19 protein-coding genes are annotated in these 20,753 nt (G+C 65.0%); 7 read left to right on the top strand and 12 right to left on the bottom strand.

The features are described from left to right. Positions 1–11: 11 nt before the first annotated feature. Positions 12–659 carry a TetR/AcrR family transcriptional regulator gene (locus F6X37_RS23190; protein ID WP_187612897.1) on the bottom strand — a complete coding sequence of 216 codons (648 nt, stop codon included), beginning with the start codon at positions 657–659 and terminating at the stop codon, positions 12–14. Between the two features lie 151 nt (positions 660–810). On the opposite strand from F6X37_RS23190, the gene F6X37_RS23185 reads away from it, so the two are divergent. After that, positions 811–2,094, top strand: a complete 1,284-nt coding sequence (locus tag F6X37_RS23185) for an MFS transporter (protein WP_187612896.1) — start codon at positions 811–813, stop codon at positions 2,092–2,094. 169 nt (positions 2,095–2,263) lie between these two features. Then, positions 2,264–2,881 carry a nitroreductase family protein gene (locus F6X37_RS23180; protein WP_262419998.1) on the top strand — a complete coding sequence of 206 codons (618 nt, stop codon included), beginning with the start codon at positions 2,264–2,266 and terminating at the stop codon, positions 2,879–2,881. Positions 2,882–2,984: 103 nt separating this feature from the next. On the opposite strand, the gene F6X37_RS23175 is transcribed toward F6X37_RS23180, so the two are convergent. Next, positions 2,985–4,478, bottom strand: a complete 1,494-nt coding sequence (locus tag F6X37_RS23175) for an MFS transporter (RefSeq protein ID WP_187612895.1) — start codon at positions 4,476–4,478, stop codon at positions 2,985–2,987. Between the two features lie 188 nt (positions 4,479–4,666). Between F6X37_RS23175 and F6X37_RS23170 the strand changes: the two genes are divergently transcribed. Further along, on the top strand, positions 4,667–5,917 hold the full coding sequence (locus F6X37_RS23170; protein ID WP_187612894.1) for an Hsp70 family protein: 1,251 nt from the start codon (positions 4,667–4,669) through the stop codon (positions 5,915–5,917). Between the two features lie 134 nt (positions 5,918–6,051). Here F6X37_RS23170 and F6X37_RS23165 read toward each other — a convergent pair whose 3' ends face one another. After that, a complete protein-coding gene (locus F6X37_RS23165; protein WP_007180251.1) occupies positions 6,052–6,255 on the bottom strand; it encodes a cold-shock protein in 204 nt (67 codons plus the stop codon). A gap of 430 nt (positions 6,256–6,685) precedes the next feature. Here F6X37_RS23165 and F6X37_RS23160 point away from each other — a divergent pair, with 430 nt between their 5' ends. After that, positions 6,686–8,281: an APC family permease gene (locus F6X37_RS23160; protein WP_184065637.1), complete on the top strand. Its 1,596-nt coding sequence runs from the start codon at positions 6,686–6,688 to the stop codon at positions 8,279–8,281. Positions 8,282–8,398: 117 nt separating this feature from the next. Here F6X37_RS23160 and F6X37_RS23155 read toward each other — a convergent pair whose 3' ends face one another. From F6X37_RS23155 to F6X37_RS23125, 7 genes are all read right to left on the bottom strand, one after another. Further along, the gene (locus F6X37_RS23155; RefSeq protein WP_184070559.1) at positions 8,399–9,184 is read right to left on the bottom strand and encodes a DODA-type extradiol aromatic ring-opening family dioxygenase; all 786 of its coding nucleotides are present in this window, start codon (positions 9,182–9,184) and stop codon (positions 8,399–8,401) included. 134 nt (positions 9,185–9,318) lie between these two features. Continuing rightward, the gene (locus F6X37_RS23150) at positions 9,319–9,921 is read right to left on the bottom strand and encodes a UbiX family flavin prenyltransferase (RefSeq protein ID WP_090802052.1); all 603 of its coding nucleotides are present in this window, start codon (positions 9,919–9,921) and stop codon (positions 9,319–9,321) included. A 40-nt stretch (positions 9,922–9,961) separates the two neighbouring features. Then, entirely contained in the window at positions 9,962–10,273 is a 312-nt protein-coding gene (gene grxD / locus F6X37_RS23145; RefSeq protein ID WP_018420101.1) for a Grx4 family monothiol glutaredoxin, read from the bottom strand. Between the two features lie 112 nt (positions 10,274–10,385). Further along, complete coding sequence (gene prmC, locus F6X37_RS23140) at positions 10,386–11,273, bottom strand: peptide chain release factor N(5)-glutamine methyltransferase (RefSeq protein WP_187612893.1); 888 nt, start codon at positions 11,271–11,273, stop codon at positions 10,386–10,388. Positions 11,274–11,283: 10 nt separating this feature from the next. Further along, positions 11,284–12,366 (bottom strand): peptide chain release factor 1, encoded by a 1,083-nt coding sequence (gene prfA / locus F6X37_RS23135; protein WP_187612892.1) that lies wholly within the window; start codon positions 12,364–12,366, stop codon positions 11,284–11,286. A 121-nt stretch (positions 12,367–12,487) separates the two neighbouring features. Next, positions 12,488–13,774 carry a glutamyl-tRNA reductase gene (gene hemA, locus F6X37_RS23130; protein ID WP_184052388.1) on the bottom strand — a complete coding sequence of 429 codons (1,287 nt, stop codon included), beginning with the start codon at positions 13,772–13,774 and terminating at the stop codon, positions 12,488–12,490. Positions 13,775–13,853: 79 nt separating this feature from the next. Continuing rightward, positions 13,854–14,564, bottom strand: a complete 711-nt coding sequence (locus tag F6X37_RS23125) for a response regulator transcription factor (RefSeq protein ID WP_184065653.1) — start codon at positions 14,562–14,564, stop codon at positions 13,854–13,856. 229 nt (positions 14,565–14,793) lie between these two features. Here F6X37_RS23125 and F6X37_RS23120 point away from each other — a divergent pair, with 229 nt between their 5' ends. The 3 genes from F6X37_RS23120 to F6X37_RS23110 are packed head-to-tail and all read left to right on the top strand — an operon-like array spanning position 14,794 to position 17,562. Beyond that, entirely contained in the window at positions 14,794–15,072 is a 279-nt protein-coding gene (locus tag F6X37_RS23120) for a hypothetical protein (RefSeq protein ID WP_187612891.1), read from the top strand. Positions 15,073–15,090: 18 nt separating this feature from the next. Further along, entirely contained in the window at positions 15,091–16,905 is a 1,815-nt protein-coding gene (locus F6X37_RS23115) for an aminopeptidase P family protein (protein ID WP_187612890.1), read from the top strand. A gap of 33 nt (positions 16,906–16,938) precedes the next feature. Next, positions 16,939–17,562 carry an HAD family hydrolase gene (locus tag F6X37_RS23110; RefSeq protein ID WP_187612889.1) on the top strand — a complete coding sequence of 208 codons (624 nt, stop codon included), beginning with the start codon at positions 16,939–16,941 and terminating at the stop codon, positions 17,560–17,562. Positions 17,563–17,576: 14 nt separating this feature from the next. Here the strand turns inward: F6X37_RS23110 and F6X37_RS23105 are convergent, their stop codons facing one another. Then, positions 17,577–18,701 carry a DUF748 domain-containing protein gene (locus F6X37_RS23105; RefSeq protein WP_187612888.1) on the bottom strand — a complete coding sequence of 375 codons (1,125 nt, stop codon included), beginning with the start codon at positions 18,699–18,701 and terminating at the stop codon, positions 17,577–17,579. A gap of 156 nt (positions 18,702–18,857) precedes the next feature. Further along, a complete protein-coding gene (gene ettA / locus F6X37_RS23100) occupies positions 18,858–20,522 on the bottom strand; it encodes an energy-dependent translational throttle protein EttA (RefSeq protein WP_018420110.1) in 1,665 nt (554 codons plus the stop codon). Between the last annotated feature and the right edge of the window lie 231 nt (positions 20,523–20,753).

Raw genomic sequence — 20,753 nt, 5'->3', positions numbered from 1 at the left:
GACGGACTGGCTCAGCGAACCGGCTTCTCCGCGCAAGCGGCCGCTATCAACTGCGCGGCGACTTTCGGCGCGGCGAGGATCGGCCCGCAGCCCGGCCCGTAAGTCTGGCTCGCCGCGTACACGCCCTCGATCAGCAGACCGAGCCCATCGGCCAGCGCTTGCGGATCGCCGGCGCCGGCCGCTGTCGACAGTTCGACGAGGCGCGCCATCAAGCGCCGCTTGTTGCGGAACACGAACTGCCGCGCCGGATGCGCGGTATCCGAAAACTCCACCGACACGTTCACGAACGGGCAGCCGCGGTAATCGTCGACCGAGGCGCGCACCGCGAGGTCGTCGAAATACTGCTGAAGCTGCTTCGCCGGCTCGCCCGGATGCTTCGCGAAGCTCTTCTCGACGTAGCGGAAGAACTGCTCGTCCTTCTGCTCCAGATACGCCATCACGAGCTGGTCCTTCGACGAAAACTGCCGGTACAGACTCATCTTGTTCACGCCCGCGCGCTCGACCACCGCATCGACGCCGACCGTGCGCACGCCCTCGCGATAGAACAACTCGCTGGCCGCGCGCAGCAGATGCAGCTGCGCCTGCGGCCCGGCGGTCTGTGCGCCGCGCGCGCGCCGCGCACGAGTAGGGGCGGGCTTGGGGGTTTCGCTGTCGGACATGGCAAGTCACCCGAATGAGATTGACGCCTTGACATGTTACCGACCAGTAACTAAGATCGCAACACAATTGTGACCAATCTGTCACAAGTCATTCACCGAGGCCGTAAATACGAACGACGCCGCCACCCGGGCCGCGTCGATGGGAGAATCGATGAACTGGGCTGCGCGACTGATAGGCGGGCGTTTCCACTACGGCTGGTTGACCGTCGCCGTGGTGTTCCTGGTGTTGCTCGCGGCGGCGGGTACGCGAGCGACACCGAGCGTGATGATGGTGCCGCTCGAGCACCAATTCGGCTGGAGCCGCGCGACGATTTCGCTCGCGATCTCGGTGAACATCGCGCTGTACGGGTTGATGGGGCCGTTCGCGGCCGCCGCGATGCAGCGCTTCGGTGTGCGCCCCACGCTGCTGAGCGCGCTCGGCACGATGGCCGCGGGTGTCGCGCTGTCGTCGCTGATGACGCATCCGTGGCAAATGGTGCTGATCTGGGGCGTGATGGTCGGCGGCTCGACCGGGGTAGCGGCGCTGTCGCTGTCGGCGACGGTCGTGACGCGCTGGTTCACGACGCGCCGCGGTCTCGTGATGGGTATCCTGACCGCCAGCTCGGCGACCGGCCAGCTGGTGTTTCTGCCGCTGCTCGCGGCCATCGCCGAGCATTACGGCTGGCGTCAGGTCGTGTGGGTCGTCGCGCTCGCGGCGGCCGTCGTGATTCCGCTCGTCGCGTTCCTGCTGCCCGAGCATCCGGCCAGCATGCAGCTGCGCCCGTACGGCGAACCCCATGACGCGCCCATCACGACGACCGTCACCAGGCAGAATCCGCTCGCGATCGCATTCGGCACGCTCGCGTCGGCGAGCAAAACGCGCGACTTCTGGCTGCTGTTCTTCAGCTTCTTCATTTGCGGCGCGAGCACCAATGGCTATGTCGGCACCCATCTGATCGCAATGTGCGGCGACTACGGGATGACCGAAGTGCAGGGCGCGTCGTTGCTCGCGGCGATGGGCGTGTTTGACCTGTTCGGCACGACGATGTCGGGCTGGCTGTCGGACCGCTTCAATAGCCGCGTGCTGCTGTTCTGGTATTACGGGCTGCGGGGGCTGTCGCTGATGTATCTGCCGCACGCGTTCGGCATCGACTTTTTCGGACTGCCGCTGTTCGCGGTGTTCTACGGTCTCGACTGGATCGCCACCGTGCCGCCGACCGTGCGTCTTGCGACCGACGTCTACGGCAAGGAATCGGCGCCGATCGTGTTCGGCTGGGTGGTCGCGGGCCACCAGCTCGGCGCGGCGTTCGCGGCGCTCGGCGCGGGCATGCTGCGCGCGAGTCTTGGCACCTACACGGTCGCATCGATGATTTCCGGCGGCTTGTGTCTGATCGCCGCGGTGATCGTGCTGCGCATCAATCGCCCGGCCAAGGTGCCGACGCCGCAGGCAATCTGAGGCGCCCTCGCGAGCCGCGCGGATTCACCGTCAGCGAAGCAACGACGCACGGCCCCATAACGGGGCCGTGCGCGTTTTCTCAGCCAGCACGCATAGCGCCGCGCCGCAACTTGGAGCGCGCACCGAAAGCCCGTTATGCTATGTGGCCTCGGGCAGCCGCCCGGAGAACATGAATATCTACCGAGAGAAGCGCATGGCCACCAAACCCGCCTCAACCGAAGTTGCCATTCACGAGCTGATTGCAGGCCGCTGGAGCCCTCGCGCGTATTCGAGCGAGCCGGTGAGCCGCGATCAGTTGCGCGCCGTGCTCGAAGCGGCGCGCTGGGCGCCATCTTCATATAACGTGCAGCCTTGGCGTTTTGTGGTCTTCGATCGCAGCGTCGACGAAGTCGCGTTCAAGAAGGCTTTCGCCACGCTAGTGCCGTTCAACCAGGGCTGGAATGCGCTCGCGCCGGTGCTGATCGCGGTGACCGCGCACACACTGACCAACAAGGGCGAGGTAAACCGCTGCGCGTTCTACGACGCCGGCGCGGCGGCGATGTCGCTGGTGCTGCAAGCGCACGCGCTCGGCCTCGCCGCGCACCAGATGAGCGGCTTCGACGTGAACGCGTTCCGTACCACCTTCGAACTACCAAAGGACGTCGAGCCGATCGCGATGATCTCGCTCGGCCATTACGGCGACATCGACAAACTGGACCCGGTCCTGCGCGAACGCGAGAAGGCGCCGCGTCAACGCGCGGCGCTCGCGGATATCGCGTACGCCGGCGCCTGGAAGAAGGCGTTCTGAGCGATGGATTCGCCGCGCTTGCCGCGCGATTTCGCGTAAAGCGAAGAAAGCGGTCGATGAGCAACGAAGCAGTCAGGCACGCGCGGCACGGTCCGCGCGTTTTTCATGCAGCGCCGTCCATGCCGTTCTCGCCCTCCGTCACGCTGGACAGCGGCGCGGCCACATGCTCGAGCGACTTGCGCTCCGCGTCGACACCCCAGATCGCCGCGACGAGCGCCGCCGCGAGCATCAACGCCGAGCCGACCAGATAGCCCGAAAACACCTCGCTGCGCTGATGCGTATCGATCAGCCGACCGAAAAACGCCGGCCCGATGATGCCGCCGAGCGCGGTGCCGAACGCATAGAAAACCGCGATCGCGAGCGCGCGGATTTCGAGCGGAAACGATTCGCTCACGGTCAGATACGCGGAACTCGCGGCCGCCGACGCAAAGAAGAAAATGACCATCCAGGCGACCGTCTGCGTGACGACGCTCAGCAGTTGCTGCTCGAACAGATAGCCGGACAGCGTCAGCAGGATCGCCGACATCGCGTAGGTCGCGGCGATCATCTTGCGTCGGCCGATCACGTCGAACAGCCGCCCGAGCACGAGCGGCCCCAGGAAATTGCCGAGCGCGAAAGGCAGCAGATACCAGCCGATGTCGTCGCCCGGCACGTGATAGAAGTCGGTGAGGACGAGCGCGTAGGTGAAAAAGATCGCGTTGTAGAAGAATGCCTGCGCGGTCATCATCGTGAGACCGACCAGCGCGCGGCGCCGGTGCACGTTGAACAGCGTGTGGAACACCTCGCGCAACGGCGTATGGTCGCGCGCGCGCAGCCGCAGCCGCGTGAGGGCGTCGTCGGCGAGCGTGTGACCGGCGTCGCGAAAACGCGTCTCGATGCCCTCGACGATCGTGCGGGCGTCGCGCTCGTCGCCGTGCGTGAGTAGCCAGCGCGGGCTTTCGGGTATCCAGATGCGCATCGGCAGGATCACCAGCGCGAGCAGCGCGCCGATGAAAAAACACGCGCGCCAGCCCCAGTCGGAAGGCAGCAGGTGCGGATCGAGCAGCACCAGCGAGCCCGCGGCGCCGAGCCCCGCGCCCACCCAGAACGTGCCGTTGATGCCGAGGTCGGTCCAGCCGCGCACGCGTGCCGGCGTGAATTCCTGGATCGTCGAGTTGATCGCCGTGTATTCGCCGCCGATACCCGCGCCGGTCAGGAAGCGGAACAGCATGAAGCTCATCAGATTCCACGACAGCGCGGTCGCCGCGGTCGCGGCCAGATACAGCGTCAGCGTGATGAAAAACAGCTTGCGGCGGCCGAGACGGTCGGTCAGCCAGCCGAAACCGAGCGCACCGAGCACCGCGCCGGCAATGTATGCGCTGCCCGCGAGGCCGACCTCGGCATTCGAAAAGCGCAGCGCCGGGCTGGTTTTCAGCGCGCTCGCGACCGCGCCGGCGAGCGTCACCTCAAGGCCGTCGAGCAGCCACGTCACGCCGAGCGCAACCACGATCAGCGTATGAAAGCGGCCCCACGGCAGACGGTCTAGCCGCGACGGCAGATCGGTTTCGATCAGCGTGGCGTGCTGGTCATCGACGGCGGCGGCGGGCGGCACGCTCATGACGCGAAGTCTCCTCGATGGCGAAATGGGGCGGCATATCCGGTCGGACGCAGCAAGATCCATTCCGCGCCATGATTTCAATCGATCTTGCGGCCGTCCCGGCAGCTTCAGTTGATGCTGCCGGAGTTTTCGTGATACAAAGCCGCTCCCCTTTCTTTGCGCGCCAGCCGTGAGCGGCCATTCCTGCCATGAACTATTGCGCGATTGACTTCGGTACTTCCAATTCGGCCGTCGCGGTTCCGATCGGCCCGCAGCTGAAGCTGGCGCCGGTCGAAGGCGCGTACACGACGCTGCCCACCGCGGTCTTCTTCAATACCGACGAACACACCAGCGAATTCGGGCGCGCGGCGCTCGCTGCTTACATCGACGGTTTCGACGGCCGGCTGATGCGCTCGATGAAAAGCATTCTCGGCTCGCCGCTCGCCGAGAATACGACCGATCTCGGCGACGGCAGTGCGATCAAGTACACCGACGTGATCGCGACGTTCCTGACTCACCTGAAGCGCGCGGCCGAGGCGAGCGCCGGCGGCGCGATCGACTGCGCGGTGCTGGGCCGCCCGGTGTTCTTCGTCGACGACGACCCGCGCGCCGACCAGATGGCGCAGCAACAGCTCGAAGCCGCTGCGCGCACGGCCGGCTTGCGCGACATCCACTTTCAGTATGAACCGATCGCGGCTGCGTTCGACTACGAATCGCACCTGAGCGCCGAGGGGCTCGTGCTTGTGGCGGACATCGGCGGCGGTACGTCGGACTTTTCGCTCGTGCGAGTGGGGCCGGAACGGATGAAGCGCGTCGAGCGCAAGGACGATGTGCTCGCGCACCACGGCGTGCACGTCGCGGGTACGGACTTCGACCGCCGCGTCGAACTCGCCACGATACTGCGCGAACTCGGCTACCAGTCGCTCGATCCGCAAGGGCGCGAAATCCCGAACCGGATTTATTTCGATCTCGCGACCTGGCACCTGATCAACACCGTCTACACGCCAAAGCGCGTCAGCGAACTCGCGCTGATGCGGCACCTTTTCACGGAGACGAAGCACCACGACCGGCTGATGCGCGTGGTCGAGCAGCGTTTCGGGCACGCGCTCGCCGCCCACGCGGAAGAGGCGAAGATCGGCGTGGCGGCGGGCGGCGAGACCGTGATCGATCTCGAGCAGGTGGAAGAGGATCTGCGTCTCGCGTTCGACGAAGCGCAGCTCGTCAAAGCAGGCGAGGAAGAAACGCGACGCATCGTGCAGGCCGCGCGCGATACGGTGCAGGCGGCGGGCGTCGCGCCGCGCGATGTCGACGCGATCTATTTCACCGGCGGGTCGACCGGCCTCGCGTTTCTGTCGGGCGCGTTGGCCGCGGCGTTTCCAGACGCGCAAGCGGTATTCGGCGATCGTCTCGCGAGCGTGGCGACCGGCCTCGGTATTCATGCGCGGCGTGTATTCGGATAATCCCGAATAATCAACAAATAATCCGCCGCGGATTGCGAAGTAACGCGAAGTTAATCGGCGCATTCAGATTGGCCGCCGTAATAAAAAACCCCGCCGAGGCGGGGTTTTTTTGCGTCCAGAAGGAAGCGCGGAGCTTACACCGGCTTGATGTTAGCCGCTTGCTTGCCCTTCGGGCCCGTCTTCACTTCAAACGTGACCTTCTGGTTTTCTTGGAGCGTCTTGAAGCCTTCAGTGCGAATTTCCGAGAAATGCGCGAACAGATCTTCACCGCCGCCGTCCGGAGTGATGAAGCCAAAGCCCTTAGCGTCGTTGAACCACTTGACGGTACCGGTTTCCATATTACTTTTTCCTAAAAATGGTGAATAAGGCCGAAGCCCGGGGTGCATGAAAATCAAGGAAGGGGGTAATGGGACCAACCGGAGTACCGTTGATGGGCGAACTACGAAAGAACCACTTCACTCGCCACTTGAAATCCTGCCCGAACGTTATACGGCGAATTCGGACGAAGGTCAACAGTCTAGACGAAACTTTGCCGGACTGATCCGAAATTTTCTTACAAAGCTTGCGCAGGGGGACAACTTTTTGCTAGGGAGAACCCTTGGTTCGGCTGCGGTTTCGCTGCAGTAACACGGTGCAACCGTTAAACTACGCGCCGCGCGTCGGTTGCACCTATTCCGCATCTGGACGCGCTTACATGCGCGCCACCCCGTCCCCAACGCCACAAGCGATGTCACGCGGTGCCGACATGGTTCTGATTTAGGAGAAGACTTGAAAAGTTCTATACAACGGAACATCGGGCCATTCGCGCTGATGCTGACCGGTCTGGGCTCGATCATCGGTTCGGGTTGGCTGTTCGGCGCGTGGAAGGCTGCAAAAATTGCCGGTCCGGCTGCGATTTGCGCATGGATCATCGGTGCGGTCGTGATTCTCGCGATTGCGCTGACCTACGCGGAACTTGGCGCGATGTTTCCGGAATCTGGCGGGATGGTGCGCTATGCGCGCTACTCGCACGGCGCGCTGGTCGGTTTCATCAGCGCGTGGGCCAACTGGATCGCGATCGTGTCGGTGATCCCGATCGAGGCCGAAGCATCGATCCAATATATGAGTACCTGGCCCTATCCCTGGGCGCATGCGCTGTTCGTCGACGGGTCGTTGACGACCAACGGCCTGCTGTTGTCCGCCGGGCTCGTCATCATCTATTTCCTGCTCAACTACTGGGGCGTCAAGCTGTTCGCGCGCGCCAACTCGGCGATCACGATCTTCAAGTTCCTGATCCCGGGCGCAACGATCGTCGGCCTGATGATGACAGGCGTCCACACCGAGAACTTTGGTCAGACGACCACGTTCGCGCCGTACGGCTGGTCGGCGGTGCTGACCGCGGTCGCGACGAGCGGCATCGTGTTCGCATTCAACGGTTTCCAGAGCCCGATCAACCTGGCCGGTGAAGCGCGAAATCCGGCCAGGAGCGTGCCGTTCGCGGTGATCGGCTCGATCCTGCTCGCGCTCGTGATCTACGTGTTGCTGCAGATCGCATACATCGGCGCCGTGAATCCGGCCGACGTGATGAAGGGCTGGAGCCACTTCAGCTTTGCTTCGCCGTTCGCGGAACTGGCGATTGCGCTGAACCTGAACTGGCTGGCGATCCTGCTGTACGTCGACGCGTTCGTGAGCCCGAGCGGCACCGGTACGACCTACATGGCAACCACCTCGCGCATGATCTACGCGATGGAGCGCAACAACACGATGCCGAAGATGTTCGGTAACGTGCACCCGTTCTATGGCGTTCCGCGCAACGCGATGTGGTTCAACCTGCTCGTCTCGTTCATCTTCCTGTTCTTCTTCCGCGGCTGGAGTTCGCTCGCGGCGGTGATTTCGGTCGCGACCGTGATCTCGTACCTGACCGGCCCGATCAGCCTGATGGCACTGCGCCGCGCGGCAACCGATCTCGAGCGCCCGCTGCACATCGCCGGCATGAAGGTGATCGCGCCGTTCGCGTTCGTCTGCGCGTCGCTGATCCTGTACTGGGCGAGGTGGCCCCTGACCGGCGAAATCATTCTGCTGATGGTCGTCGCGCTGCCGGTGTATTTCTACTTCCAGGCGAAGTCGGGCTTCGAGGGCTGGGGCCGTGACCTGAAGGCCGCCTGGTGGCTGGTCGCGTATCTGCCGATCATGGCGATCCTGTCGCTGATCGGCAGCAAGGAGTTTGGCGGCTTCGGCATTCTGCCTTACGGCTGGGACATGCTCGTCGTGATCGCCTTCGCGTTGGTGTTCTACTTCTGGGGCGTGAACAGCGGCTATCGTTCGGAGTATCTGGACGAGCGGCTCGTGCACGACGAAGTGCTCGAAGTTGTCGGCGCGCATTGAGCGCCGGTCGAAACCGAAGATCCGCTCGACGCGGGTCTTTCGGGGCCGATAAAAAGCCCGCCCGATCGATGATCAGGCGGGCTTTTTGTTGAGCTTTGTGCGCGACCCCGCGCCGGATCATGCGGTCCCGAACACGTAGTTCGTCATCGCGAGCGAGCGTTGGTAGGTGCCGAGCGACTGGATCGCGAGCGAATAGTCGTCGTCGGCGGCACCGAGCGCGGCGAATACCGGCAACAGATGCTCGTCGGTCGGATGCATCAACACCGCGTGCGGCGCCTGGCGGCGATAGTCGAGCAGCGCGTCGATATCGCGCGCGACGAGTTTGTCCTCGAACCAGTCGGTGAATTCGGCCACACGCGGATCGGCGTCTTCCGGGCGCGCGGAGAAATCGGCGGCGCGCAGGTTATGGGTGATCTGGCCGGAGCCGATCACCATCACGCCTTCGTCTTTTAGCGCGCGCAGCGCGCGGCCGACGCGGAAATGATGCGCGGCGTCCTTGTGCGGTTGGATCGACAGTTGCGCGATCGGCACGTCCGCTCGCGGAAACATCAGCAGCATCGGCACCCATGCGCCGTGGTCGAGTCCGTGCGGCTGCACGTCCGCGACGATGCCGCTCGCGCCGAGCAGCGCGGCGGCGCTCCGTGCGATGTCGGGCGCGCCCGGCGCCGGATATTGGATTTCATAGAGCTGGCGCGGAAAACCATAAAAATCGTGGATGGTTTCAGGCGCCGTCGCGATGCTCGCGAGTGGCTGCGCGGTGCCCCAGTGCGCCGACAACATCAGGATTGCCTCGGGACGCGGCAATTGCGTGCCGAGCGCGCCGAACTCGGCGGACGGCATCGACGGATCGATCGGCAACGTGGGTGCGCCGTGAGACAGGAAAAGCGACGGTAAGCGGTTCATGACAGCAACGCGGCCGGGTAAGCACGGCACGGAGAAATTGGGTTGCTACCAATATAGGTCCGCACGCCAGCTTGATAAATGGGCTCGGCGGGAATTGATTGCGTCGCGGCCGTTGTTAATCCGCGTTGTCGCGGTTAATCCTGCGCGCCCCGCAATCCTTCCCACGCCGGCGACAACGCCGGCCCCAGCGCAAACAGATCGAGCACGCGTGCGACAGTGTGGTCGACCATCTCGTCGATCGAAGCAGGCCGGTTATAGAACGCGGGCAGCGGCGGGAAGATCACCCCGCCCATTTCGGTGACGGCCGTCATATTGCGCAGATGCGCGAGATTGAACGGCGTTTCGCGCACCAGCAGCACGAGACGGCGACGCTCCTTCAGTGTGACGTCGGCGGCGCGGGTGATCAGGTTGTCGGCGAAACCGTGCGCGATGCTCGCGAGTGTTTTCATCGAGCAGGGCGCGACGATCATGCCGTCGGTCGCGAACGAGCCGGACGCGATGCTCGCGCCGACATCGCGCACCGAATGGACGACATCCGCGAGCGGATGCACGTCTTCCTTGCCCAACTCGAGTTCATGCTGGATGTTGAGCCAACCCGCGCTCGAAATCAGCAGGTGGCTCTCGACGCCGCCGAGCCGCCGCAGCGTCTCGAGCAGCCGGATGCCGTAGATGGCGCCGCTGGCGCCGGTGATCGCGACGATCAGCCGGCGAGGCACCGCGGTGCGTGCTTGCTGCATGGCTTGCGGCGCCTGATGAAGCGAACGAAGCGTAGAACGCTCAGGCCGCGGCGAACAGCTGCTGCAGTTCGCCCGATTCGTACATCTCCATCATGATGTCCGAGCCGCCGATGAATTCCCCCTTCACGTACAGCTGCGGAATGGTCGGCCAGTTCGAGAACACCTTGATGCCCTGACGGATTTCGTCGTCTTCGAGCACGTTGACGGTCTTGATTTCACCGGCACCGCACGCCTTCAGGATCTGGATGGCGCGGCCGGAAAAACCGCACATCGGGAACTGGGCCGTGCCCTTCATGAAGAGAACGACGTTGTTGCCGTCGACGATTTGCTTGATGCGTTGTTGCGTATCCATGACTGACCTTGCGGTTCCGATAAAGGATGGGAATAGGCTGAAATGATAGCGGATTTCGCTACGGGCGGCCGCAGCCACGTCGCGCCTGGGGTTTTAGCCTCGGCGACCGCGCTCAGGCCGCAGCGGCGCGCAGCACGCCGCCGCTGATCCGCTCGATGCCGGCGAGATCGCGCGCCGAGCGGACCTCGGCAAAACCGCGTTCGCTCAACAATGCGCGCACGGCTTCGGCCTGGTCGTAGCCATGTTCGATCCAAACCGTGCCGTCGGCGGCTAGACGCTCGGGGGCGCCGGCGACGATCGCGCGGATCGCGCTGAGGCCGTCGGCCTCGTCGGTGAGCGCGCCGCGCGGCTCGAAGCGCAGATCGCCCTCACGCAGATGCGGGTCGCCGCTCGCGATATACGGTGGATTGCTGACGATCGCATCGAAGCGCAACGCGGCGTCGAGCGAGCCGTACCAGTCGCTGGGCAGGAAAACGACGGCGCCCCCCGGGCGTTTCACGTCGAGCAGGCGCGCGCCGTTGCGCGCGGCGACGGCGAGCGCGTCGGCCGAGCGGTCGAGCGCCCAGACCTGCGCGTCGGGCCGCATCGACGCGATCGCCACCGCGATTGCGCCGGTCCCGGTGCCGAGATCGAGCACACGTGGGCGCGGCCGAGGTTCGATCGCCGCGAGCGCGGTCTCCACCAGCAGCTCGGTCTCAGGACGCGGAATCAGCACGTGCGGCGTCACTTCGAATTCGAGCCCGAAGAACTCGCGCGCACCGACGAGCTGCGCGACCGGCTCGCCGGCCAGGCGCCGCGCCTCGAGCGTGCGATAACGCTCGACGCTTGCGCGTTCGAGCGGCTCCTCGCCGCGCGTGATCAGCTGCGTGCGCCGCCAACCGAGCGCATGCGTGAGCAGAATCCGCGCTTCGAGCGGCGGCAGCCGCGATGCGCGCATTAGCGCCTCGGCCGTGGGGGGCAGAGCGGTGGGGTCGAGCGGAGCCGGGGAGGCGTCGGTCATTGTCGGGGCGTTAGTCCGCGTCGCCGAGCGAAGCCAGCAGTTCGGCCTGATGCTCGCTGACGAGCGCCGCGATCAGTTCTTCGAGATCGCCGTCCATGATCGCGTCGAGGCGATACAGCGTCAGGTTGATGCGGTGATCGGTGAGGCGCCCCTGCGGGAAGTTGTACGTGCGGATGCGCTCCGAACGGTCGCCCGAGCCGATCAGGTTCTTGCGCGTCGCCGCTTCCTTCGCCTGCTGCTCGTGCGCCTGCTTGTCCTTGATGCGCGCGGCGAGCACCTTCAGCGCGCGATCCTTGTTCTTGTGCTGCGAGCGGTCGTCCTGACATTCGACGACGATGCCCGTCGGCAAGTGCGTGACGCGCACCGCCGAGTCGGTCTTGTTGATGTGCTGGCCGCCCGCGCCCGACGCGCGGAACGTGTCGATACGCAGATCGGCCGGATTGATCTCGACTTCGCCGATCTCGTCCGCTTCCGGCATCACCGCGACCGTGCACGCCGAGGTATGGATGCGGCCCTGCGTTTCGGTGGCCGGCACGCGCTGCACGCGATGCCCGCCCGACTCGAACTTCAGCTTCGAATACGCGGCATCGCCGGCAATTCGCACGATCACTTCGCGATAGCCCCCGAGGTCCGATTCGCTCGCCGACATCATCTCGACCTGCCAGCGGTTGCGCTCGGCATAGCGCAGATACATGCGCAGCAGATCGCCCGCGAACAGTGCGGATTCGTCGCCGCCGGTGCCCGCGCGGATTTCGAGGAAAATGTTGCGCTCGTCGTTCGGGTCTTTCGGCAGCAGCATTTTCTGCAGTTCGACGCCGAGCGTCTCCATACGATCGCGTGCTGCGCGGATTTCCTCTTCGGCGAAATCGCGCATCGACGCGTCGGCGAGCAGTTCCTGCGCGGTGGCGGCGTCGTTCTGCGCCTGGCGCCACAGCCCGTAATGCTCGACGACCGGGTCGAGCTCCGCGTGTTCGCGCGTCAGCTTGCGGTACTGGTCGAGGTTGGCGGTGGTGTCCTCGCGGCTCAACAGGTCGTTCAGTTCGGCCAGCCGGGTGGTCAGCTGGTCGAGCTTGCGTTGCATGCTCGTTTTCATCGGGCGGGTAGCGGAGCGGACTCCGGAATGGATGCGGCCAGGGGAACGGGCAATGCCCGGGGCGGAAGCACTTTGCGAGCCCACGGCGGTGGCGCGCGGGGGTGCGGCGAGCACTGCGCCGCTAACGCTCGGTAGAGCCGGGGTGTTTGTAGAAGCCGCTCATCAGCTCGATCAGCTTGTCGCGGTTGTCGGTGCTCGCGCGATTCAGCGCGTGCGTAGGACCATGGATCAGCTTGTTGGTGAGCGATTGCGACAGTGCCTCGAGGACTGCGGCCGGATCGTCGCCGCGCGCGAGCATTTTCTGCGCGCGTTCGACCTCTGCGCGGCGCAGCGTGTCGGCCTGCGTGTGCATGTGGCGGATCACCGGCACGATGCTGCGCGCATCAAGCCACTGCATGAAGGTCTGTACGCGCGTTTCGATGATCGCTTCGGCCTGCGCGACCGCGGCCTGGCGCGACGCATTGCCTTCGCGGACGATCGCACCGAGGTCGTCGACGGTGTACAGGAACACGTCTTCGAGCTGGCCGGCTTCGGGTTCGATGTCACGCGGCACCGCGAGGTCGACCATGAAAATCGGCCGGTGACGGCGCGCCTTGACCGCGCGCTCGACCGCGCCAAGACCGATGATCGGCAACGTGGACGCCGTGCACGACACGATGATGTCGAATTCGTGCATCCGCGCGGGGAGCTCGGAGAGCGGAATGGCGCGGCCGTTGAAGCGCTCGGCGAGCCGCATGCCGCGCTCGGCGGTTCGGTTCGCGACGACGAGTTCCCGCGGATGCTGCGCCGCGAAGTGCGTCGCGCAAAGCTCGATCATTTCGCCAGCACCGATGAACAGCACGCGCTGGTTCGCGATCTTGTCGAAAATGCGTTGGGCGAGGCGTACCGCGGCGGCGGCCATCGACACCGACTGCGCGCCGATCTCGGTGGTGCTGCGCACTTCCTTCGCGACGGCGAAGGTGCGCTGGAATAGCTGATTCAGGTAGGTGCCGAGGGCGCCGGCTTCGGAGGCGGTGCGCACCGCGTCCTTCATTTGTCCGACGATCTGCGTTTCGCCGAGCACCATCGAATCGAGCCCCGACGCGACGCGGAACGCATGGCGCACGGCTTCGGACTGCGGCAGCGCATAGACGTGCGGCGCGAGTTCATCGATCGGGAGGTTGTGGTACTTCGACAGCCACTGCACCGAGGCTTCGCGCGCGGCGAGGTCGTCGGTCGCGCAGTAGAGTTCGGTGCGGTTGCAGGTGGACAGAATTGCCGCCTCGGGCGCGTTGGGGGCCATGTGGCCCAGCCAGATGCCTTTGAACGTATCCAGAGCGGGCTTTATCTGTTCGAGCGGAAACGCCACGCGTTCGCGCAAGGCGACAGGCGCAGTGTGATGGTTGATTCCGATCGTTAGAAGCTGCATTTGGGGGAGCTATCGTTCAGCCATATATTATAGCGTTTCCACGATACTCACATTCTGCCCGCCATATATCCCGCATGCGTCAGTTCGCGCCTGTCAGGCTCTCCGGCGGGATCGCGTCGAGCTGGTAACCGTAACCATAGACCGGCGTCAGCGTGTAACCAAGCTCCGGGCGCAGTTGCAACTTGCTGCGCACGCGCGACGCGTGGGTGTCGATGGTGCGCGAATTTACGTCACGGCGGCGGGCCCACACGGTTTCGAGAATATGCGCGCGCGACACCGGCCGCGCGAGATTGTTGAACAGCACCAGCGCGAGGCGGAATTCCTTCGGCGTCAGGATCACGGTCAGGTCGCGGAATGTCACGGCCAAATTCGCCGCGTCGAACGTATAGCCGCCGATCACGTCGCGTCGACGGTTGGGCGGCCGCCGCAGGCCCGCACGGCGCTGCAGCGCCTCGACACGCGCGAGCATTTCGGGGCCGCGCACTGGCTTGCTGAGACAGTCGTCGGCGCCGGCATGCAGCGCGGCGACGATCTGGCATTCGCGCGGTGCGCTCAGCAGCATCATGATGGGCAGGCCCGGCAGAATGGAGCGCGCGCGCGGGATCACGTCTTCGGCGCAATGGTCGCCGGCCCAACTTTCGGTGATCAACAGGTCGAAAAATTCGTCGGTAGCGCGCTGCAGGAAGGTGGCGCTAGTGGTGAAGTGCTGGCACGCGTGGCCGCCGGCGAAAATGAGCCGGTCGACCAGTTTGGCGTGTTGCACGTCGGGTTCGATAAGGGCGATGCGCATGGCGCTGCGTCAGCCTGGCAACGGGCGAAGCATGAGGCGTTTTCGTCAGACTTACAACTTGCCTAAGCACACCCCGATCCCTAAACTCAACCGCTATGCGGAAAGCGCCGTGCTGAACTTGTATAGTTGAGGAGGCAAAAATGCTAGCGTTGGCGGCTCCTTTCGCCTATGAGACGAATCCGAAATTGATCTTGCCATGTTTGAGCGCCCAGTCTGGAGTCGACGCCTGATGGGTTGGCCAGGCATTCTCGTACTCGGCGCGGTGATCGGCCTCGCGGGCTGGTGGTTGCATCCGCAGCGCCGCGCGAGCCGCGCCCGCTGGTGGGCCGCGCTGTTGGCCGGTGTGCTCGGCACGAGCGTCGCGCGGATGGCCGGCAATGTGACAAGTTTCTTCCATGACGGCGACATGCTCGAATGGCCGGTATGCACCGCCGTCGCGCTCGTCGCCGTCGCCGTGACGGTCGGCCTCTTGTCGCGTCAATCAACGCGCCGGTCAATCCGTCGATGAATCCTTGCAGGTAACTCCATGAACGCCCGACTTCCCGAAACCTCCTCCATTCCCGAGCGACTCGCGAGCCTGCGCGCCGCGATGGCGCGCGAGGGCATTGCCGCTTACCTCGTGCCGTCGGCGGATCCGCATCTGTCCGAGTATCTGCCAGGGCGCTGGCAAGGCCGCCAGTGGCTGTCGGGCTTCACCGGCTCGGCCGGCACGCTGATCGTCACCGCCGATTTCGCCGGCGTCTGGACCGACAGCCGCTACTGGGAGCAGGCGAGTGCGCAGCTCGCCGGCAGCGGTGTCGAGCTGATGAAGATGACCGGCGGCCAGCTCACGACGCCGCATTTCGAATGGCTCGCGCAGAACGTCGCGAGCGGCGGCACGGTCGGTGTGGACGGCGCGGTGCTGGGCGTCGCGGCCGCGCGCGCGTTGAGCGCCGCACTGAACGCGCGCGGCGTGCAATTGCGCACCGACCTCGACCTGTTCGACGCGATCTGGGCGCAGCGCCCGGCGCTGCCCGCCGACGCCGTCTTCGAGCACGCCGCGCCGCAAGCGGGCGTCACACGTGCGGACAAGCTTGCGCAGGTGCGTCGCGCGATGGTCGAGAAAGGCGCGCAGTGGCACTTCATCTCGACGCTCGACGACCTCGCCTGGCTGCTGAATCTGCGCGGCGCCGACGTCAGCTACAACCCGGTGTTCGTCGCGCACGCGCTGATCGGCGTGGATCGGGCGTCGTTATTTATCGCCGACGGCAAGGTATCGCCGGCGCTCGCCGAAGTGCTCGCGCGCGACGGCATCAGCGTCGAGCCGTACGCGAAAACCGCCGCCGCGCTTGCTGCGCTGCCAGCCGGCAGCACACTGCTGATCGATCCGCGCCGCATCACGTACGGCTCGCTGCAGGCGGTGCCGTCGTCGGTCAAGGTGGTCGAGGCGGTCAATCCGTCCACTTTCCTGAAGTCGTGCAAGACCGCCGCCGATGCCGCGCACGTGCGTGAGACGATGGAGCAGGACGGCGCCGCGCTCGCCGAATTCTTCGCGTGGTTCGAAAGCGCGCTCGGCCGCGAGCGCATCACCGAGCTGACGATCGACGAGCGTCTGACGGCAGCTCGCGCCCGCCGTCCCGGCTTCGTGTCGCTGAGCTTCGCGACGATCGCGGGCTTCAATGCGAACGGCGCGATGCCGCACTATCGCGCGACCGAGGAGTCGCATGCGGTGATCGAAGGCAATGGCCTGCTGCTGATCGATTCGGGCGGCCAGTATCTGAGCGGCACGACCGACATTACACGCGTCGTCCCGGTCGGCACGCCGAGCAGCGAACAGCGCCGCGATTTCACCGTCGTGCTGAAGGGCATGATCGCGCTGTCACGCGCGCAATTCCCGCGCGGCATCCGCTCGCCGATGCTCGACGCGATCGCGCGCGCGCCGATCTGGCAGGCCGGCGCCGACTATGGCCACGGCACCGGTCACGGGGTCGGCTACTTCCTGAACGTGCACGAAGGCCCGCAGGTGATCTCGCACTACGCACCGGCCGAACCGTGGACCGCGATGGAGGAGGGCATGATCACGTCGAACGAGCCGGGTCTGTATCGGTCGGGCAAGTGGGGCGTGCGAATCGAAAACCTCGTGCTGAACGTGGCCGCGGAAAAAACCGAATTCGGCGACTTCCTGAAGTTCGAAACGCTGACGCTGTGCCCGATCGACGCGCGCTGCATCGAGCTGTCGCTGCTGCGCGACGACGAGCGCGCGTGGCTCAACGCGTATCACGAGACGGTGCGCGCGCGCCTCGCGCCGCATGTATCGGGCGACGCGAAAGCGTGGCTGGAACTGCGCACGCAACCCATCTGAGCATAGCGGCGACCTTCCAAAGGAGCGTGGTGCATGGCGATCAAGGCAGTGGTGTTCGATTTCGGCGGCGTGCTGATCGACTGGAGTCCCGAGTACCTGTACCGCGAGCTGATTCCCGACGAACTCGAGCGCCGCTGGTTCCTCACGCACGTCTGCTCGATGGACTGGGTGATCCGCCAGGATGGCGGCCAGCCGATCGTCGAAGCCACCGACGAGCTGATCGCGCGGTTTCCCGATCACGAACCGCTGATCCGCGCGTTCTATGAGCGCTGGCACCAGATGGTGGCGGGTGTGCTCGACGACGGCATCGCGCTGATGGAAAAGCTCGAAGCGGCCGAGGTGCCGCTCTTCGGGCTGACCAACTGGTCGGCCGAGACGTTTCCGTACGCGTGGGAGCACTATCCGGTGCTGCGGCGGTTTCGCGACGTCGTCGTGTCGGGGCGCGTGAAGCTCGTGAAGCCCGACCCGGCGATCTTCGCGGAGATGCGCCGGCGCATCGAACTGCAAATGCCCGGTGTCGAGACGGCCGAACTCGTCTTCATCGACGACAACGCGAAGAACGCCGAAGCCGCGAAGGCGCTCGGCTGGCACGGCGTGCATCACACGAGCGCCGCGCAAACGGAAGCCAAGCTGCGCGAGTTGGGCTTGCCGGTTTGAGCTGACCGCCGCCGCTACTGCCCCAGCAGATTCTTCAGCGCATTACCGAGACCCTTGACGGTCTCGCCCGCACCCTTCGCGACGCCTTCGACGCTGACCCCGAGCGCCTGCGCAAACCCCGCGCCGATGCGCGCGAGGATCCCTTCGCGCACCGAGAACTTCGGATCGCGCAGATCGCCGTCGAGCACGAAATGCAGCGTGATATTGCCGTTATGCGTCTTCAGCGCGGCGACGGCGGCGTGGGTCGGAATCGACATGAACGTCTCGAGCGGATTGTCGGATTCGGCGAGCTGCAGATTGTGGACCGTCACCGTGCCGGGCGCATGGAGATGATAGTTCCGCACCGTCGATTCGATCGTCAGATCGACGGTGCCGCCCGTCACCTGCGCGCGCGTGCCGGCCTTCTTCAGCAGATACTGATCGAGCATCGCAATATCGACGCCGTGCAGCGTGCTCGTCGTCTGCGAATCGCGGCTGGCGATTTTGATCCAGCCGTCGAACGTCACGGTGCCCGTATGCGCCGGCCCCTTCATCGAGCCGCGAACGCTGACATGGGTCGGTTCGGTAAGCGCCGGCAGATGCAGATGGTCGACGCTCGCGTTCGCGTTGCTGACCGTGACCTTGAACGGCGGCGGCCCGACAGTCATGTCGTAGAAATGGAAGTTGCCGTGTTCGAAGCGGATATGGTCGACCAGCTTTTCGCGCGGGATCGGCGGCGCCGTGCCGGCGTTGCCCGGCTGATCGCCGCGGTTCAGCGATTCGCGCAGGTTCGGCAGCAGATTCAGCGAGCCGTCCTTCGTGCGTAACACGGCCATGTCGAAGCCGCGCACGACGACCTCGCGGATATGCATGCGCCGCGCGATCAGATCGCGCACGTCCGGGGTGATCGTGATTTCGTCGGCGCGTAGCGGTTCACCCGCTGGCCAGTCAGGCGGCGCTTTTAGCACGACGTGGGTGAGGTGTACCGAGGTGAGGCCGACCTCGATACTGTCGGCGCTGCCGAGCGGCCCGAGCGCCGCGCTGACGCGATTCTTGACTTCCTGTTGCGCGAATTGCATCGCGCCGATCGCGATCAGAACCAACGCCAAAAGCGTTCCGCCCACGATGACGATCCAACGCCTGCCCTTCGACATCGCCATGCCTGTCTCCTCGTCGCCGCGTCGCGCGGCGCTGTGTTGACCGTCTGTCGCGTGCGCGAGACTTTCACGCGCGCCTCCATCTAGCGACGGTTAGCAACGCGCATGCCCCGCGGCCCGTCCGGCATCGCGCCAGACGGGCCGTCGTCCGCCCGCTTCTTAACGCGAGATCGGCTTGTAGCGCAGGCGCTTCGGCCGCGCGCCTTCTTCGCCGAGACGCGCGCGCTTGTCCGCTTCGTATTCCTGGTAGTTGCCGTCGAAGAACGTGACTTGCGAGTCGCCTTCGAACGCGAGGATATGCGTCGCGATGCGATCGAGGAACCAGCGATCGTGCGAAATCACGAGCACCGAGCCCGCGAATTCGAGCAGCGCGTCTTCGAGCGCGCGCAGCGTTTCGACGTCGAGGTCGTTCGACGGTTCGTCGAGCAGCAGAACGTTGCCGCCCGCGATCAGCGTCTTCGCCAGATGCAGACGACCGCGCTCGCCGCCGGACAGATTGCCGACGATCTTCTGCTGGTCGCCGCCCTTGAAATTGAAGCGGCCGATATACGCGCGCGATGGTGTTTCGTACTTGCCGACCGTCAGCACGTCCGCGCCGCCCGAGATTTCCTCGAACACGGTCTTGGTGCCTGCGAGCGCTTCGCGGCTCTGGTCCACGTACGCGAGCTTGACGGTCGGACCCTGCACGATTTCGCCCGAATCGGGTTGCTCGCGGCCGGTCAGCATACGGAACAGCGTCGACTTGCCGGCGCCGTTCGGACCGATGATGCCGACGATCGCGCCGGCCGGGATCTTGAAGCTGACGTTATCGAGCAGCAGCCGGTCGCCGTACGACTTGCTGACGTTCTTGAACTCGATCACTTCATTGCCGAGGCGGTCGCCGACCGGAATGAAGATTTCCTGCGTTTCGTTGCGCTTCTGGTAGTCCTGGCTGTTCAGCTCCTCGAAGCGCGCGATACGCGCCTTCGACTTCGCCTGGCGGCCCTTCGGGTTCTGGCGCACCCACTCGAGTTCCTTCTTGATCGCCTTCTGGCGCGCGGACTCCGACGCTTCTTCCTGCTTCAGACGCTCTTCCTTCTGATCGAGCCAGCTGCTGTAGTTGCCCTTCCACGGAATGCCGTGACCGCGGTCGAGTTCGAGAATCCACTCGGCGGCGTTGTCGAGGAAGTAGCGATCGTGTGTGACGGCGACCACGGTGCCCGGGAAGCGCGTCAGGAACTGCTCGAGCCATTCGACCGATTCCGCGTCGAGGTGGTTGGTCGGCTCGTCGAGCAGCAGCATGTCGGGCTTTTGCAGCAGCAGCTTGCACAGCGCGACGCGGCGCTTTTCGCCGCCCGACAGATGCTCGATCTTGGCGTCCCATGCCGGCAGGCGCAGTGCGTCGGCGGCGATTTCGATCTGCTGCTCGGCGCTGCCGTCGGTCGTTGCGAGGATCGCTTCGTACTTCGCCTGCTCGGCGGCCAGCGCGTCGAAGTCGGCGTCCGGCTCGGCGTAGGCCGCGTAGATTTCGTCGAGCTTCTTTTGCGCGTTGAACACGTCGCCGAGGCCTTCCTCGACCGCTTCACGCACGGTTTTCTGCGGATCGAGTTGCGGCTCCTGCGGCAGATAGCCGATGTTCAGGTTCGGCATCGGTGTCGCTTCGCCTTCGATCTCCGTGTCCACACCGGCCATGATGCGGATCAGGGTCGACTTGCCCGAGCCGTTCAGGCCGAGCAGGCCGATCTTCGCGCCGGGGAAGAACGAAAGCGAAATGTCTTTCAGGATCTGGCGCTTGGGCGGCACGATTTTGCCGACCCGGTTCATGGTGAAAACGTATTGGGCCATTAGCTTGCAGTAGACGTTGACGACGCCGGCCGCGTGCGGGCGGGCAGTCGGGGGTGAATGGGTAGTCGGTGTGAGGGCCGGGCGGAACACCCGGCGCCGGCCGGCGCGGCGTCGGATTCGACGACGCTGCCGCGCGCGGGCGCGCTCGCGAGCCCACTGCCGCGACGATTCCTGTAAACATCGTGCTAGTCCTTGATCATTTCGAAACGGTGGGAGACACGGTGTCGGTCC

Origin of the sequence: Paraburkholderia sp. 31.1, from assembly GCF_014397645.1 — a bacterium.
GTDB lineage: Bacteria > Pseudomonadota > Gammaproteobacteria > Burkholderiales > Burkholderiaceae > Paraburkholderia > Paraburkholderia tuberum.
This window is presented reverse-complemented; position numbering and strand designations above follow the sequence as displayed.